We start from the raw sequence: 15206 nt of genomic DNA, 5'->3' as shown, positions 1-15206 counted from the left end.
AGCCAAGCGCGTTCCATTCCTCCCTGCGCGCCAGCGCGGGGAGGGGGCCGCGTAGCGGCCGGAGGGGTCATGAGCCGCCATTTCCCAGGGGCCCATGACCCCTCCGCCCGCGAAGACGCGGGCACCTCCCCGGCGTCGCCAGGGAGGAAGGCGTGGTAGCGATCACCGAAGACCTCCCGCCGCAGCGCCGCTTCTCGCTGGCGACCGCGATCCGCCGCAATCCGACCATCACCTTCGGCGCGGTCCTGCTGTTCCTGCTGATCGCGGTCGCCATCGTCGGCCCGTCGTTCGTCGGCGATCCGCTCAAGATCGCGCCGGTCAACCGGCTGCGCCCGCCGTCGGAGCGCTGGTGGTTCGGCACCGACCAGTTCGGCCGCGACCTCTTCACCCGCACGGTCTACGGCAGCCGCGTATCGCTGATCGTCGGCCTGTCGGTCGCCGCGATCTCCAGCGTGCTCGGCCTCGCGCTGGGCCTGGCCTGCGGCTACTTCCGCGCGATCGACGGCTTCGTCATGCGCATCATGGACGGGGTGATGGCGATCCCCTCGATCCTGCTGGCGATCGCGCTGATCACGCTGACGCGGCCCGGTCTCGGCATCGTCATCGTCGCCATCGTCATCCCCGAGGTGCCGCGCATCGTGCGCGTCGTGCGCGCGGTGGTGCTGGGGATTCGCGCCCAGCCCTACATCGAGAGCGCCATCGCCGGCGGCACGCGCCACATCAAGCTGCTGTGGCGGCACGTTCTGCCCAACACGCTGGCGCCGCTGATCGTGCAGGCCACGTACGTTTGCGCCTCGGCGATGCTGATCGAGGCAAGTCTCAGCTTCCTCGGCGCCGGCGTGCCGCCCGAGGTGCCGAGCTGGGGCAACATCATCGCCCAGGGCCGCACCTTCTTTCAGATCGCGCCCTGGAGCATCCTGATCCCCGGCGGCTTCCTGGCGCTCACCGTGCTGGCGGTGAACCTGCTGGGCGACGGCTTGCGCGACCGGCTCGACCCGCGGCTGGCGAGGCGGCTGTGAGCGGCAACTCGGGCGGCATCCTCGAGGTCCGCGACCTGCACACCCAGTTCAACACACTGGACGGCGTCGTGCGCGCGGTCGACGGCGTGTCGTTCGACCTGGCGCGCGGCGAGACGCTGGGCATCGTCGGCGAATCGGGCTGCGGCAAGTCGGTGACGGCGCTCTCCATCCTGCGCCTGATCCCGCCGGAGACCGGCCGCATCGCCTCGGGCTCGATCAAGTTCGAGGGCGAGGAGCTGACGACGCTCGGCGAGGAAGCGATGAAGCGCCTGCGCGGCCATCGCATCTCGATGATCTTCCAGGAGCCGATGACCAGCCTCAATCCGGTGCTGACGGTCGGCACGCAGATCGCCGAGAACGTGACGCGCCACCTCGGCGTGTCGAAGAAGGCGGCGCGCGAGCGGGCCTGCGAGATGCTCGACCTGGTGCGCATCGCCGACGCCCGCCGCCGGCTCGACGAATATCCGCACCAGCTCTCGGGCGGCATGCGCCAGCGCGTGATGATCGCCATGGCGCTCTCCTGCGATCCGCAGGTGCTGATCGCCGACGAGCCGACCACCGCGCTCGACGTCACCATCCAGGCGCAGATCCTCGACCTGATGCTCGACCTCAAGGAGAAGACCGGCACCGCCATCGTGCTGATCACCCACGATCTCGGCGTCGTCGCCGAGACGACGCAGCGCGTCGTGGTGATGTATGCCGGCCGCAAGGTCGAGGAGGCGCCGGTCGAGGCGCTGTTCGACAATCCGCTGCACCCCTATACGCGCGGCCTGATGGCGGCGATCCCGCGGCTCGACGTCGATGCGCCACGCCTGCAGGAGATCCCGGGCATGGTGCCGCTGCTGACCAGGCCGATCGTCGGCTGCGCCTTCGCTGCGCGCTGCCCGATCGCGACCGAGCGCTGCCGCACCGCGGCGCCGCCGATGGTCGATGTCGGCGGCGGGCACACGGCCCTCTGCTGGGAGGTGACGCCGTGACGGTGCTGGCGGTCGACAAGCTGGTGAAGCATTTCCCGATCCATGGCGGCCTGCTGCAGCGCCAGGTCGGCTCGGTGAAGGCGGTCGATGGCGTCAGCTTCAGCATCGCCAAGGGCGAGACCCTGGGCCTGGTCGGCGAATCGGGCTGCGGCAAGTCGACAGTCGGCAAGACCATCCTGAAGCTGATCGAGCCGACCGCCGGCCGCATCGTGCTGGGCGGCGAGGACATCACGGCGCTCAAGCCCGGCGCGATGTGGCCGCACCGCCGACGCATCCAGACGATCTTCCAGGACCCTTATTCGTCGATGAACCCGCGGCTGCCAGCCGGCACCATCGTCGGCGAGCCGCTGGAGAATTTCGGCATCGCCCAAGGCCGCGCGCGCGACGAGCGCGTCGCCGCCCTGTTCGAGCGGGTCGGCTTGCGCCCCGAGGCGATGCGCAAGTACGCCCATGAATTCTCCGGCGGCCAGCGCCAGCGGCTCGGCATCGCCAAGGCGCTGGCGGTCAGCCCCGAGGTAATCGTAGCCGACGAGCCGGTGTCGGCGCTCGACGTCTCGGTGCAGGCGCAGGTGCTGAACCTTCTGATCGACCTTCAGGCCGAGTACGGGCTGGCCTATCTCTTCATCAGCCACGATCTCGCGGTGATGCGGCACATCAGCCATCGCATCGCCGTGATGTATCTTGGCCGCATCGTCGAGCTCACCGACAAGCGCACGCTGTTCGCCAGGCCGCTGCATCCCTACACCGAGGCGTTGCTCTCGGCCGCGACCGTACCCGACCCGCGCCGCCGCCGCGCCAAGAAGGCGATCGTGCAGGGCGACGTGCCGAGCCCGGCCAAGCCGCCGCCCGGCTGCCACTTCCACACCCGCTGCCCCTACGCCGTGGCCGACTGCAAGGTGAAGGACCCGCCGTTGCGCGAGGTGGCGCCCGGCCATCACGTCGCCTGCCACCTCAGATAGTTCCTCCCTGCGCGAAGCGCGGGGAGGTGCCCCGCAGAGGCGGAGGGGTCATGATCCGCGCTCAACTTCGCCCGCGACCTTCGTCAAAATCTGACAGACGCCGAATGCCTGCTCTGGAGCCGCTTGCGCCGTCGCCAGATGGCCGGTTTCAAGTTCAGGCGTCAGCATATGATCGGCCCCTACATCTGCGACTTTGTCTGCCCGGAAGCCGCAATCGTCATCGAGCTCGACGGGAGCCAGCATCTGGATGCGGCGGCATACGATTCAAGGCGCGACGATTTCCTGCGATCACGAGGCTTCCGGGTGCTGCGATTCTGGAACGGCCATGTCTTGAGCGAGACCGAGAGTGTCATGGAGACGATCTTCGAAGCATTGCATCGCAAGGAAATGGCCGGCCGTTTCGAGTGAGGCTCATGTTCCTCCCTGCGCAAAGCGCGGGGAGGTGGCGGCGTCTTGCGCCGCCGGAGGGGTCAATGGGCCACATCGAGGACTGGGCCCTATGACCCCTCCGCCCCTTCGGGGCACCTCCCCACGCTGCGCGCAGGGAGGAAAGATGGTGAAGAGGTCCGAAAACCGCGAGCCCCTAATCGTCCAAGCCGCTTAGTGAATGTGATGCGCAAGGACATGACCGGCCTGGAGTTCGTCCAGGCGATGATCGACGGCACGCTGCCGCACAACTCGATGGCCGATACCCTGGGCTACCGGATCGTCGAGGCGGAGATGGGGCGGGTGGTCGTCACCGCGACGCCCAACGGCACGCAGCTCAACCCGCATGGCACGGTGCATGGCGGGCTGGCGGCGACGATGCTCGACAGCTGCATGGGGCTCGCGATCATGACCCTGCTCGACAAGGGCGTCGGCTCGACCACGCTCGAGTTCAAGATTTCCTTCATTCGCGCGATCACACCCGAGACGGGACCGATTCGCGCCGAGGGCAAGGTGGTGAGCCCGGGCCGCCGCGTCGGCACGGCGGAGGGCCGCGTCACCGACGCCAACGGCCGGCTGCTCGCGCACGCCACGACGACCTGCCTGATCCTGTCCTGAGCTTGTGGATAAGCCTTCTCGCGCGAGGCTCAATATGGGCAATGGACCGCGACTCGAGGCCTGATTTCCGGGCCGGAAAATCGCGGCCAATGCCCAAAATAGGAGTCTGCGGCTGACGCGTGCAGAGTCGCACGCATGATGCCGTTGCTCTGCTTGCCATCGTTCTTTGTGCACCGCCTGGCCAGAAAAAGGATGTTAGGCAGGGGGTGGCTGTCCCGGATTCTGGGACTCTGGGGCGAAAATGTCGATCCGCCAAAGGGTTGGCCGTCCCGGAGCTGGGACGGTTTGGGACCCCCCTTACCGTTGCGGCGTCTCGGCGGGCTCGGTGGCCTTCATCGATGGCCGCGCGGCAACAGAGTCGTACCAAGCCGCGAGCTTGGGCGCCGTACTGCGCCAGCCGCGGCCGTAGCGCCAATCATCGTAGCTGCAGGCGACGGCCGTTGTGATCTGTGCCAGGTCGAACGTGCCGCCGAAATCCGGCAGGTGCTTCTCCAGCGCCGCGAAGCAGCGGAACGTCCGGTCGCGCATCTTGGCGATGAAGTCGTCGGAGCGCTCCTTGTCCGAGCGCAGCGTCTCGGCGCGCCGCATGATCTGCGCCTCGAGCACGCTATTGGCGAGCGCCATCGTCGAGAGCGCCTGCCATCGCGCCTTGCCTTCGCGCGCGAGCAGGCGGTGGGCGCCGAACTCGGCGTTGAGGTAGTCGCAGATCGCGTGGGAGTCGGTGAGCGTCACGGTGTCGGTGACCAGCGCGGGGATGCGCATGACCGGCGTCGCCGCCGTGAAGTCGGCCGGCATGGCGACGGTCTGCGTGCCCCAGCTATGCGGCCACTTGGTTTGCACGAACTCGAAGCGATCCTCGATGCCGAGCTCGAGGATCGTCACCCGCACGCGCCGCACCCACGGCGAGGCGAGCGTCACATAGAGGCGCATTCAGCCGTGCCGCGCGCCGGGCGCGGTGTCGCGCAGGTAGGTGAGGGCGGCCTGCACGCCGCCTGTTTTGTGCGGGACTCTGGCGAGGCCGAGGGCCATCTCGACGCCCGACAGCGTGCCCATCAGCATCAGGTCGTTGAAGTCGCCGAGATGGCCGATGCGGAACACCTTGCCGGCGACCTTGCTGAGGCCCTGGCCGAGCGACAGGTTGAAGTTCTCCAGCGCGACCTTGCGGAAGGCGTCGGCGTCGTGGCCCTCCGGCATCACGATCGCCGTCAGCGCGCCCGAGTAGGCCTTGGGATCGCTGCACAGGATCTCGAGCCCCCAGCCGGTGACCGCCGCACGCGTCGCTTCGGCATGGCGAGCGTGGCGGGCGAACACCGCGTCGAGGCCTTCCTCCAGCAGCATGTCGCAGGCCTCGTTGAGGCCGTACATCAGGTTGGTTGCTGGCGTGTAGGGGAACCAGCCGTTGGCGTTGCTCGCCAGCATCTCTTCCCAGTTCCAGAACGACTTCAGCATCTTGGAGTTCTTCGACGCCGCCACCGCCTTTTCGCTGACGGCGTTGAAGCTGAGGCCCGGCGGCAGCATCAGGCCTTTCTGCGAGCCCGCCACCGTGACGTCGACGCCCCACGCATCGTGGCGGTAGTCGAGCGAGCCCAGCGACGAGATGGTGTCGACCAGCAGCAACGCCGGATGCTTGGCCGCGTCGATCGCGCGCCGTACCGCTCGGATGTCGCTGGTCACACCGGTCGAGGTCTCGTTGTGCACGATGCACACCGCCTTGATCGTGTGGCCGGCGTCGTCCTTCAGGCGCTTCTCGATCGCCGCCGGATCGGCGGGCTTGGTCCAGTCGCCGCCCATGAACTCCGACTTGATGCCGAGCCGATCGGCCATCTTCTTCCACAGCGAGGCGAAGTGGCCGGTCTCCCACATCACCACCAGGTCGCCCGGCGACAACGTGTTGACCAGCGCCGCCTCCCACGCGCCGGTGCCCGACGCCGGATAGACGATCACCGGCTGCTTGGTCTGGAAGATCTGGCGGACGCTGCGCAGGACCTTCTTCGCCAACGCGTTGAACTCCGGTCCGCGGTGATCGATGGTCGGATAATCCATCGCGCGCAGGATCCGGTCGGGGACGTTGGTCGGCCCGGGGATCTGCAGGAAGTGGCGGCCGCTCGGGTGCGAGTTCAGGCGCATCGTTCATCCCTTCTGAGATTCGTCGTTGTATTTTGTATGCAATCTGCGAGACTGAGTCCAGCACCCATGGATGGTTCTTTTCCGATTGCCCGTTCCTCGCTGCCCGAAGCGGCGGCCGAGCGATTGCGCACCCTGATCATCGAGGGCGACCTGGCGCCGGGTGCGCGGCTGAACGAGCGCGAGCTCAGCGAGCGCCTGGGCGTGTCGCGCACGCCCTTGCGCGAGGCCTTCCGCATGCTCGCGGCCGACGGGCTGTTGGTGCAGCTCCCCAACCGCGGCGCCCAGGTCGTGTCGCTGTCGCGCGAGGATGCGCGCCACGCCTTCGAGGTGATGGCCGCGTTGGAAGGCCTGTCGGGCGAGCTGGCGGCGGCGCATGTGACCGACGCCGACGTCACCGACCTGCGCACCCTGCAGACGGAGATGGAGCAGGCGCATGCCCGGCGCGACCTGCCGAACTACTACCGGGTCAATCGCGCGATCCACGACCGCATCAATGCGATCGCCGGCAACCCGGTGCTGACCCACACCTTCCGGACCCTGAATGCGCGCCTGCATGCGCTGCGCTTCCGGTCCAACCTGGTCCAGGCGAAGTGGGACAAGGCGGTGAAGGAGCACCGCGACATGGTCGAGGCTCTGGCGGCGCGCAACGGGGAGAAATTGCGCGACCTCCTGGTGAAGCACCTGCGCAACAAGCAACGCGCGGTGCTGGAGACAATGGGCGAACAATAAGCGTGGTTCGGGAGGAACAAGGGGTAGTTATGTCCAAGTCGTTCATGTCGTCGCGTCGCCGCGTTCTCGGCGGTGCGCTTGCGGCCGCGCTCGCGGCGCCGGCGGTCGCTCGGGCCGAGCCTTGGCCGATCGGCCCGATCACCTGGCTGAATCCGTTCCCGGCCGGCGGCGGCACCGACGTGTTCGCGCGGCCTCTGGCGGCGCAGATCGGCGAGCAGATCGGCCAACAGATCATCATCGACAACAAGGGCGGCGCGGGCGGTACGGTCGGCGCCTCGCAAGCCGCCAAGATGAAGCCCGACGGCAGCGCCTTCTTCGTCGGGGCGGTGCACCACACCATCGCGCCGTCGATCTACAAGAACCTCGACTACGACCTCGAGACCTCGTTCGTGCCGATCACCATGATCGCGCTGGTGCCGCAGGTGATCTCGATCAATCCGACCCGTGTGCCGGTGAAGACCTACGCCGAGTTCTTCGCCTACGTGAAGGCCAATCCCGGCAAGGTGAACTACGCCTCGCCGGGCGCCGGCACCGCGCATCACCTCGCGGGCGAGCTCTATGCGCTGGAGACCGGCACCAAGTTCACCCACGTGCCCTATCGCGGCGCCGGGCCCGCGATGCAGGACCTGCTGGCCGGCAACGTCGACATGATGTTCGACGGCATGGGCACCTCGGCCCAGCAGATCCGCCAGAACCGCCTGATCGGCCTCGCCACGGCGACGCCGCAGCGGGTCTCCGAGTTCCCCGACATCCCGACCTCGGCCGAGGTCGGCGTGCCGAACTGGATCGTCTCGACGTGGTATGGTCTGTGGGCGATCAAGGGCACGCCGCAGCCGCTGGTCGACCGCATGTACGCCGAGACCGTGAAGGCCATGAAAGTCGAGAAGCTGCAGGCGATCTGGAAGGATCAGGTGGCGCAGGTGGGCGGCGAGCCGCCGGCCGAGTTCGCCAAGCGAATCCGCTCCGAGATCGAGAAGTGGCAGAAGGTCGTCGCCGCATCAGGAGTGAAGCTGGATTGAGTACTCTCGAGGAACGCCTTCGCGACACCATCAAGGGCGAGGTCCTGTTCGACAGGGCCTCGCGTGGCCGCTACTCGACCGACGCCTCGATCTATCAGGTCGAGCCGGTCGGCATCGTCGTGCCGCGCGACGAGACCGATCTCGCGCTGGCGCTCGACGTGGCGCGCGATGCCAAGGCGGCGATCCTGCCGCGCGGCGCCGGCACCTCGCAGTGCGGCCAGACGGTGGGCGAGGCGCTGGTCGTCGATTTCTCCAAGCACATGCGCAACGTCGTCGGCTTCGACAAGGACCGCGCCGAAGTCACCGTGCAGCCCGGCGTCGTGCTCGACCAGCTCAATGCCTGGCTGAAGCCGCACGGCCTCTGGTACCCGGTCGACGTCTCGACCTCGGCGCAATGCACGCTGGGCGGCATGGCCGGCAACAACTCCTGCGGCAGCCGCTCGATCCGCTACGGCAACATGGTGCACAACGTCGCCGGCCTCGACGTCATCCTGGCCGACGGCATCCGGGCGCGCTTCGATGCCAAGCGGCCGGAGGACATGCAGCCGGCGGTGCGCGCCATCGCCGACAAGGTGGCGGCGCTGGCCTTCGCCGAGCGCGACGAGATCGAGCGCATGTTCCCGAAGGTGCTGCGCCGGGTCGCGGGCTACAACCTCGACATCTTCTTCCCGCAGTCCGAACGGCCCTACACGCTCGATAACTCGGTCAACATGGCGCACCTGCTGGTCGGCAGCGAAGGCACGCTGGCCGTCACCGAGCGCCTGACGCTCAAGCTCTCGCCGCTGCCCAAGCACAAGACGCTCGGCGTGGTGAACTTCGCGTCCTTCTACAAGGCGATGGAATCGGCGCAGCACATCGTCAAGCTGAAGCCGGTCGCCGTCGAGCTGGTCGATCGCACCATGATCGAGCTGGCGCGTGCCAATCCCGCCTTCCGGCCGGTGATCGAGAAGGCCCTCATCGAAGGCGGGGGGATCGGCAAGCCGGAGGCGATCCTGCTGGTCGAGTTCGCCGGTGCCGAGCGCGACGACCAGCTGCGCGACCTGAGGCGCCTGGTCGAGCTGATGGGCGATCTCGGCCTGCCCGGCAGCGTCGTCGAGATGCCTGAGCCCGGCCCGCAGGCGGCGCTCTGGGAGGTCCGAAAGGCCGGCCTCAACATCATGATGTCGATGAAGGGCGACGGGAAGCCGGTCTCCTTCATCGAGGATTGCGCGGTGCCGCTGGAGCATCTGGCGGACTACACCCAGCGCCTCACCGAGGTGTTCGAGAAGCACGGCACGCGCGGCACCTGGTACGCGCATGCCTCGGTCGGCACGCTGCATGTGCGGCCGATCCTCGACATGCGCAACGACGGCGCCGACAAGATGCGGGCGATCGCCGAGGAAGCCTCGGCGATGGTGCGCGAGTACAAGGGCGCCTATTCGGGCGAGCACGGCGACGGGCTGGTGCGCTCGGAGTGGGTGAGCTGGCAGTTCGGGCCGCGGATCACCAAGGCGTTCGAGGCGATCAAGGGCCTGTTCGATCCGGAGAACCGGCTCAATCCCGGCAAGATCGTGCGGCCGTCGCGGATGGACGACCGCACGCTGTTCCGCTTCAAGCCAGGCTATCGCGGCATCGACTACAAGCCGGCGCTCGACTGGTCGGCGTGGAACGTCCAGAACGATCCGCGCACCGAGGCGCTCACCGATCCCGGCAGCGGCGGCGATCCGACCGGCGGCTTCGCGAAAGCCGCCGAGATGTGCAACAACAACGGCCATTGCCGGAAGTTCGACGCCGGCACGATGTGCCCGTCTTTCCGTGTCACGCGCGACGAGATCCATCTGACGCGCGGCCGCGCCAACACCTTGCGGCTGGCGCTGTCAGGCCAGCTCGGCAAGGACGCGATGGCCTCCGACGATGTCGCGAAGGCGATGGACCTGTGCGTGAGCTGCAAGGGCTGCAAGCGCGACTGCCCGACCGGCGTCGACATGGCGCGCATGAAGATCGAGGTGCGCTCGGCGCGGCGCATGAGCAAGGGCCTGAGCCGGCGGGACAAGCTGATCGGCAACCTGCCGGCCCTGGCGCCAGTGGCACGCCGCCTGCCGTGGCTGTTCAATCTCGCCTGGATCGTCCAGCCGTTCCTCGGCTTCGCCAAGCAGCGCGCGCTGCCGAAGTGGCGCAGCGATACCTTCCTGTCGACCACCGGCGTCGACGCCGAGGACGCGACGGTGGTGATCTTCGCCGACACCTTCTCCAACAATTTCGAGCCGGAGATCCTGCACGCGGCGCGGCGGGTGCTCGAGGCGGCGGGCCATCGCGTCGCTGTCGCCTGGCCCGACATAGGCGCGCGCCCGCTATGCTGCGGCCGCACCTATCTTGCGACAGGTCAGGTCGACAAGGCGAAAGACGAGGCCTACCGGGTGCTCGAGGCGCTCTATCCCTTCGTGCTGCGTGACATACCGGTGATCGGGCTGGAGCCGTCCTGCCTGCTGACGATGCGCGACGAGTTCCTGGCGCTGGGCCTGGGCGAAGCCGCGCGCCGGACGGCGGAGAGGACCTTCCTGTTCGAGGAGTTCCTGGCGCAGGAGAAGAAGGCGGGCCGGCTCGCGCTCGACCTCAAGCCGCTGGAGCAGAAGACGGCGCTGCTGCACGGCCATTGCCATCAGAAGGCGTTCGGCGCGATGAGCGCGGTGCAGGAGGTGCTGGCGCTGGTGCCTGAGCTCGCGGTCAAGCCGATCGAGTCGAGCTGCTGCGGCATGGCCGGCAGCTTCGGCTACGAAGCCGAGCATTACAAAGCCTCGGTCGCCATGGCCGAGCTGTCGCTGCTGCCGGCGATCCGCGAGGACAAGGATGCGCTGGTTGTGGCCGACGGCACCTCATGCCGGCACCAGATCGCCGACGGCGCCAACCGCCACGCGCTCCACGTCGCGCAGGTGCTCGACCGCGCGTTGGCGTGATGACCCTGCTCGCCGGCTTCAAAATGGTTCAAGTCGGCGGCGGTGCGGCCGCCGCCGTGTGCGGCCGGCTGCTGGCCGATGTCGGCGCTGAGGTGACCTGCATCGATCCGGACACCGGCACGACGCTGCTGGCTTACCTCAATCGGGGCAAGGCCACCGCCACGCAGGACAGCCTGGCAGCGGCCAACCTGATCGTGCGCGAAGGCCAGTCCCCCCGACTGGCCGAGCTGCGGCGGACCAATGAAGCGGCGACGATCGTCACGATCTCTCCCTTTGGTGAGACGGGCCCGCAGGCCGACGATCCGGCCACCGACCTGACGCTGTTCTTCGCCAGCGGCATTGCCCGCCTGCTGACCGGGCAGGTCGACGATCTGACGGAGCCGCCGATCCGTCCCGTCGGCGAGCAATCGGCGTTCATCGGCGGATTGGCCGCGGCGTGCGCGGGCATGCATGCGTCGCTCGGCAATCAGCCTGGCACCTCGATCGACGTGTCGATCCAGGAAGCCCTGGCGACGCTCGCCATGACCGAGCTCGCGCGCGCCGGCCAGGGCAAGAAGAGCTGGGATCGCAAGCGCGTCGGCGACGGCAATGGCGCGACCGTGACGATCCTGCCGGCGAGCGACGGCTACGCCGCGATTTCGCCACGCGAGGAGAAGCAGTGGGCGTCGTGGCTGACCGCGATGGGATCGCCGGCCTGGGGAGACGACCCGCGCTTCGTTCCCAAGGCCAATCGGGTGAAGAACTGGGATGCCCTCCATGCGCTGATGTCGGACTGGAGCCGGCCGCACGACAAGCAGTGGATCGCCGACACGGCGCAGCACGCGCACGTCCCGAGCTTTCCCTTGCGCGAGGTGTCGGAGCATCTCGATACGCCGCAGATGCGGCACCGTCGCTATTACCGGTCGTGCGATCTGGCCGGCAAGGCGATCCAGGTGCCGTCGACGCCGTTCGGCCTCAGCATCGTGTCGGGCCGCAAGCGGCCCGTCCCGGAAGGTCCGCTGCCCCTGTCGGGCGTGCGTGTGCTCGACTTCAGTTGGGTGATCGCGGGGCCCACGACGACGCGCTACCTGGCCGCGATGGGCGCGGAGGTCATCAAGGTCGAAGCGCCCGCCGGCGATCCGGGACGCGCCTCGGAGCTGCACACGGCGCTCGGCCAGGCGAAGAAGAGCATCGTCCTCGACCTCAAGAAGCCGCAGGCCGTCGAGGTGGCGCGGGCGCTGGCCGCGACGTCCGACATCCTGATCGAGAACTACGCCACCGGCGTCATGGACCGGCTCGGCCTCGGCGCCGAGGCGCTGAAGAGCGTGAACCCCGATCTCATCTACATCTCCGCGTCGGGCATGGGCCGGACGGGGCCGGAGGCGAAGGCGGTCGCCTACGGCACGCTGCTGCAGTGCTACGCCGGGTTTGCCGGCCTCAACCGTCATCCCGACATCGCGCCGCGCGTCGGCTTCGCCTGGTGCGATCCCATGTGCGGCCTGATGCTGGCGTTTGTTGCTGCCGCCGCGCTCTGGCATCGCCAACACGAAGGCGCCGTGGCGCGCGTCGATTTCTCGATGATCGAGGCGATGCTCTGGACGATGGCCGAGCCGCTGGTCGCGACCCAGCTCGGCACACCGCCGAAACCGATCGGCAATGCTTCAGCGCGCTATGCCCTGCACGGCGTTTGGCGCTGTGCCTCCGACGACGACTGGATCAGCATCGCCGCGCGCACCGACGCCGAATGGCGCGCGCTGTGCGGCGTCGTGCCCGGCGGCACGGATGAGGCGTTGTCCGCCTGGGCCGCGTCTCAATCGGCGGAGGCCGCCGCCGAAACGTTGCTAAAGGCGGGCATCCCCGCGGCCGCCCTCGCGCGCACGGAAGATCTGGTGAAAAGTCCGCACCTTGCCGCCCGCCAATTTTGGGAGGACGGGTTGCCGGGCTTGCCGTGGCGCGCGAGCTTCGGACGCGCGACGGGCCCCGCACCAGCACTGGGCGCGGATGCCGATCAGGTGCTCGCCGACGTCCTCGGACTGTCGCCGGACCGTATCGCCGACCTGCGGGCGAGCGGGGCGCTCGGCTAGAACTCGCCGCTGCGATAGGCCTCGTCCAGCCGCTTGGCGTCCTCTTCCGACAGCTCCGGCCAGGCCTCGCCGCGCTTGCGCAGCTTGCCGTCGAAGTTCGGCCTGCGCTTGGCGTTGAACGCCTGCCGGCCTTCCTCGCCGTCGGTCGTGGTCTGGATGAGCAGCGAGTTGATCAGGTTCTGCACGTGCCACGCCTGGTCGGTCGGCAGGTCGCCGAAGCGCACCAGGAACTCCTTCATCATGCGGACCGCGACCGGCGGCAGCGTGCAGATGTGGCGGGCGATCTTCTCGGCACGCTCGAGCAATTGGGCGTGCGGGACGACCTCGTTGATCAGGCCGATGCGCAGCGCCTCCTGCGCATCGAACGGCTCGTCGGTCAGCAGGATCTTCATGGCATCGATATAGCGCAGCTGCTTGGCGAGCAGGCTGGCGCCGGGGCCGTGTCCCAGCCAGCCCTGGGTCAGCAGCGCGAACTTGAAGCGGGCATGCTCGGCGCTGGCGATCCGGATGTCGGTCGAGGCCAGCAGGATGTAGAGGCCGGCGCCGGCCGCCCAGCCATTCACGGCGGCGATCACCGGCTTCCAGACGCGCGGATAGTGATCGCCCATGCGGCCGTCGACGCCGGTCTTCTGGCCGTTCACGGTTCCCGCCAGGGGCCAGAAGATCCGCTGGGTGCGCAGATACTCGCGCTCCTCCTCGGTGATGTTCTCGCGCGGTGCGAGATTGTGACCACCGCAGAAGTGGGTGTCGCCCTTGCCGGTCAGGATGGCGCAGCGGATCGAGCGATCTTCCCAGAGATCGATCCACGCCTCGGAGATCGCGTCGGATGTCGGCTTGTCGAGGATGTTCGCCTTGCCGGGGTTGGTCAGCGTGATGTAGGCGACGCCGTCGCGCTTTTCGTATTCGATGGGCAAGCGGTCCTCCTATGAGCGGGCCGGCAAGAGGATCTTCACGATCTCACCGGCGTTCGGTAGCGTATCAAGCGACAGCGCCAGATTCTTCAGGCGATCGATCTCGGCCGGCGGCAGAATGCCGACCAGGTTCGCCGCGAACTTGCGCTCGACATCCTCGCGCGTGACGGCGTTCTCCGGGCTGCCGCGGCGGTTCAGCACCTCGCGCTTGATGGTGCGGCCGTCAGTGGTGTGCACGGTCACGCGCGCGGCATGGCGGAAGGCGGCGCCCATCCCTTCGAGCTCGTCGTCGACGAAGACCTTGACGCGTGAGATGAAGGCCAGGGTCTCGGGGTCGGCGATGCGGTCTTCCGTGTAGTCGCGGGCGGCGACGTCGCCGCGCAGCGCCATCGCGGCGATGCCGTAGAACATGTTCATCTGCGCCGCGGTCACGCCGGCGGGCTTGTAGTCCCAGGCCGTGTGGACGAACGTCATGTGCCCGACGCCGATCTCGATCGATTGGATGTCGCGCGCCGCGATCTTGGTGTCGCGCATCGCGTCGAGCGCCGCGTGGATGCTGGTGACGTTGGGATACATCTTGAAGCCGACCTTGGCCGCCTCCCAGTCGCTGCCGAGCCCGTCGAGCAGGCGCGCCGGGTTGGGCGTGCGGGCGATCGCGCTCAGGAAGCCGCCATAGCCCGCTTCGACCACGTCGGTGATGCCGGTGAAGTCCTTCTTCGCCAGCAGGGCGGCGGTCAGGCCGCCTTGCGCCGCCCGGCCGGCATGCAGGCGCTTCACCATGGCGCCTTCCTGCGCCGCCATCAGGCCGGCGCCGAGCGAGCCCGCGATGCCGATCGCGTGCTGCATCTGCTCGGCCGTGAGCTTCAGCAGATGACCGGCGGTGACCGCGGCGACGAAAGCGCCCGATGTGCCCTGCGGATGGAAGCCATTGAGGAACAGCGCCATGGTCGCGGCATTGCCGATGCGGGCACCGATCTCCGCACCCATCGCGATCGCGGCGACGATGTCCCGGCCTGTGAGGGACGGATCGGCCTCGGCGAGGGCCAGAGCCGTCGGCACCGACAAGGAGTTTGGATGCAGGATCGATTCCTTGTGGATGTCGTCCATCTCGAAGGCATGGCCGGCCGTGCTGTTGACCAGCACCGCGCCGCTGAGCCCGACCTTGGCGTCGCTGTTCCAAACTGAGGCGAGCGGCTTGCCGCCGTCGGCGAGGACCACGTCGCGCACCTTCTGTGTCCACGGCAGGGTCGAGCCGTGCAGGCAGACGCCCAGCCCGTCGAGGACGCTGAGCTTCACTTTGTCGGTGACGCCGGCAGGGATGTCGTCGAACCGCGTTCGCGCCGCGAAGCGGGCAAGGTCGCGCGTGGCATGCGGAAGGAGGGGCGGCAGGGAGCTGCTCATGGGCGCAGTCTAGCCGGGCTCGCG

At 68.2% G+C, this 15206-nt stretch carries 12 protein-coding genes and 1 pseudogene; 9 read left to right on the top strand and 4 right to left on the bottom strand.

Features of this window, described 5'->3' with window-relative positions; translation table 11 throughout:
• Positions 1–152 precede the first annotated feature (152 nt).
• From J0J01_RS00665 to J0J01_RS00645, 5 genes and pseudogenes are all read left to right on the top strand, one after another.
• Positions 153–1019, top strand: a complete 867-nt coding sequence (locus J0J01_RS00665; RefSeq protein ID WP_296378176.1) for an ABC transporter permease — start codon at positions 153–155, stop codon at positions 1017–1019.
• Complete coding sequence (locus tag J0J01_RS00660; protein ID WP_296378175.1) at positions 1016–1996, top strand: ABC transporter ATP-binding protein; 981 nt, start codon at positions 1016–1018, stop codon at positions 1994–1996. The genes J0J01_RS00665 and J0J01_RS00660 overlap by 4 nt, the downstream gene beginning before the upstream one ends.
• Positions 1993–2955: an ABC transporter ATP-binding protein gene (locus tag J0J01_RS00655; RefSeq protein ID WP_296378172.1), complete on the top strand. Its 963-nt coding sequence runs from the start codon at positions 1993–1995 to the stop codon at positions 2953–2955. Before J0J01_RS00660 ends, J0J01_RS00655 begins: the two co-directional genes overlap by 4 nt.
• A 75-nt stretch (positions 2956–3030) precedes the next feature.
• A pseudogene (locus tag J0J01_RS00650) lies at positions 3031–3363 on the top strand (endonuclease domain-containing protein); the annotation flags it as partial.
• 204 nt (positions 3364–3567) lie between these two features.
• A complete protein-coding gene (locus J0J01_RS00645; RefSeq protein ID WP_296378171.1) occupies positions 3568–3999 on the top strand; it encodes a PaaI family thioesterase in 432 nt (143 codons plus the stop codon).
• Positions 4000–4296: 297 nt separating this feature from the next.
• Here J0J01_RS00645 and J0J01_RS00640 read toward each other — a convergent pair whose 3' ends face one another.
• Together J0J01_RS00640 and J0J01_RS00635 are read right to left on the bottom strand one after the other, a co-directional pair.
• A complete protein-coding gene (locus J0J01_RS00640) occupies positions 4297–4929 on the bottom strand; it encodes a glutathione S-transferase family protein (RefSeq protein WP_296378170.1) in 633 nt (210 codons plus the stop codon).
• Entirely contained in the window at positions 4930–6126 is a 1197-nt protein-coding gene (locus tag J0J01_RS00635) for an aminotransferase class V-fold PLP-dependent enzyme (RefSeq protein ID WP_296378169.1), read from the bottom strand. It lies immediately after the preceding gene.
• Between the two features lie 66 nt (positions 6127–6192).
• On the opposite strand from J0J01_RS00635, the gene J0J01_RS00630 reads away from it, so the two are divergent.
• From J0J01_RS00630 to J0J01_RS00615, 4 genes are read left to right on the top strand one after another with little or no spacing between them, the layout of a single operon-like run.
• Positions 6193–6855, top strand: a complete 663-nt coding sequence (locus J0J01_RS00630; protein ID WP_296378168.1) for a GntR family transcriptional regulator — start codon at positions 6193–6195, stop codon at positions 6853–6855.
• Between the two features lie 29 nt (positions 6856–6884).
• Entirely contained in the window at positions 6885–7874 is a 990-nt protein-coding gene (locus J0J01_RS00625; RefSeq protein WP_296378167.1) for a tripartite tricarboxylate transporter substrate binding protein, read from the top strand.
• The gene (locus J0J01_RS00620) at positions 7871–10807 is read left to right on the top strand and encodes an FAD-binding and (Fe-S)-binding domain-containing protein (RefSeq protein ID WP_296378166.1); all 2937 of its coding nucleotides are present in this window, start codon (positions 7871–7873) and stop codon (positions 10805–10807) included. The genes J0J01_RS00625 and J0J01_RS00620 overlap by 4 nt, the downstream gene beginning before the upstream one ends.
• Entirely contained in the window at positions 10807–12870 is a 2064-nt protein-coding gene (locus J0J01_RS00615) for a CoA transferase (protein WP_296378165.1), read from the top strand. The genes J0J01_RS00620 and J0J01_RS00615 overlap by 1 nt, the downstream gene beginning before the upstream one ends.
• Here J0J01_RS00615 and J0J01_RS00610 read toward each other — a convergent pair.
• Together J0J01_RS00610 and J0J01_RS00605 are read right to left on the bottom strand one after the other, a co-directional pair.
• On the bottom strand, positions 12867–13784 hold the full coding sequence (locus J0J01_RS00610) for an enoyl-CoA hydratase/isomerase family protein (RefSeq protein ID WP_296378164.1): 918 nt from the start codon (positions 13782–13784) through the stop codon (positions 12867–12869). The genes J0J01_RS00615 and J0J01_RS00610 overlap by 4 nt on opposite strands.
• 9 nt (positions 13785–13793) lie before the next feature.
• Entirely contained in the window at positions 13794–15182 is a 1389-nt protein-coding gene (locus tag J0J01_RS00605) for an MmgE/PrpD family protein (RefSeq protein ID WP_296378162.1), read from the bottom strand.
• Between the last annotated feature and the right edge of the window lie 24 nt (positions 15183–15206).

This window comes from Reyranella sp., assembly GCF_017305915.1.
Taxonomy (GTDB): domain Bacteria; phylum Pseudomonadota; class Alphaproteobacteria; order Reyranellales; family Reyranellaceae; genus Reyranella.
Note: the sequence above shows the minus strand (reverse complement) of the source record. Positions and strands in the feature narration are given on the sequence as shown.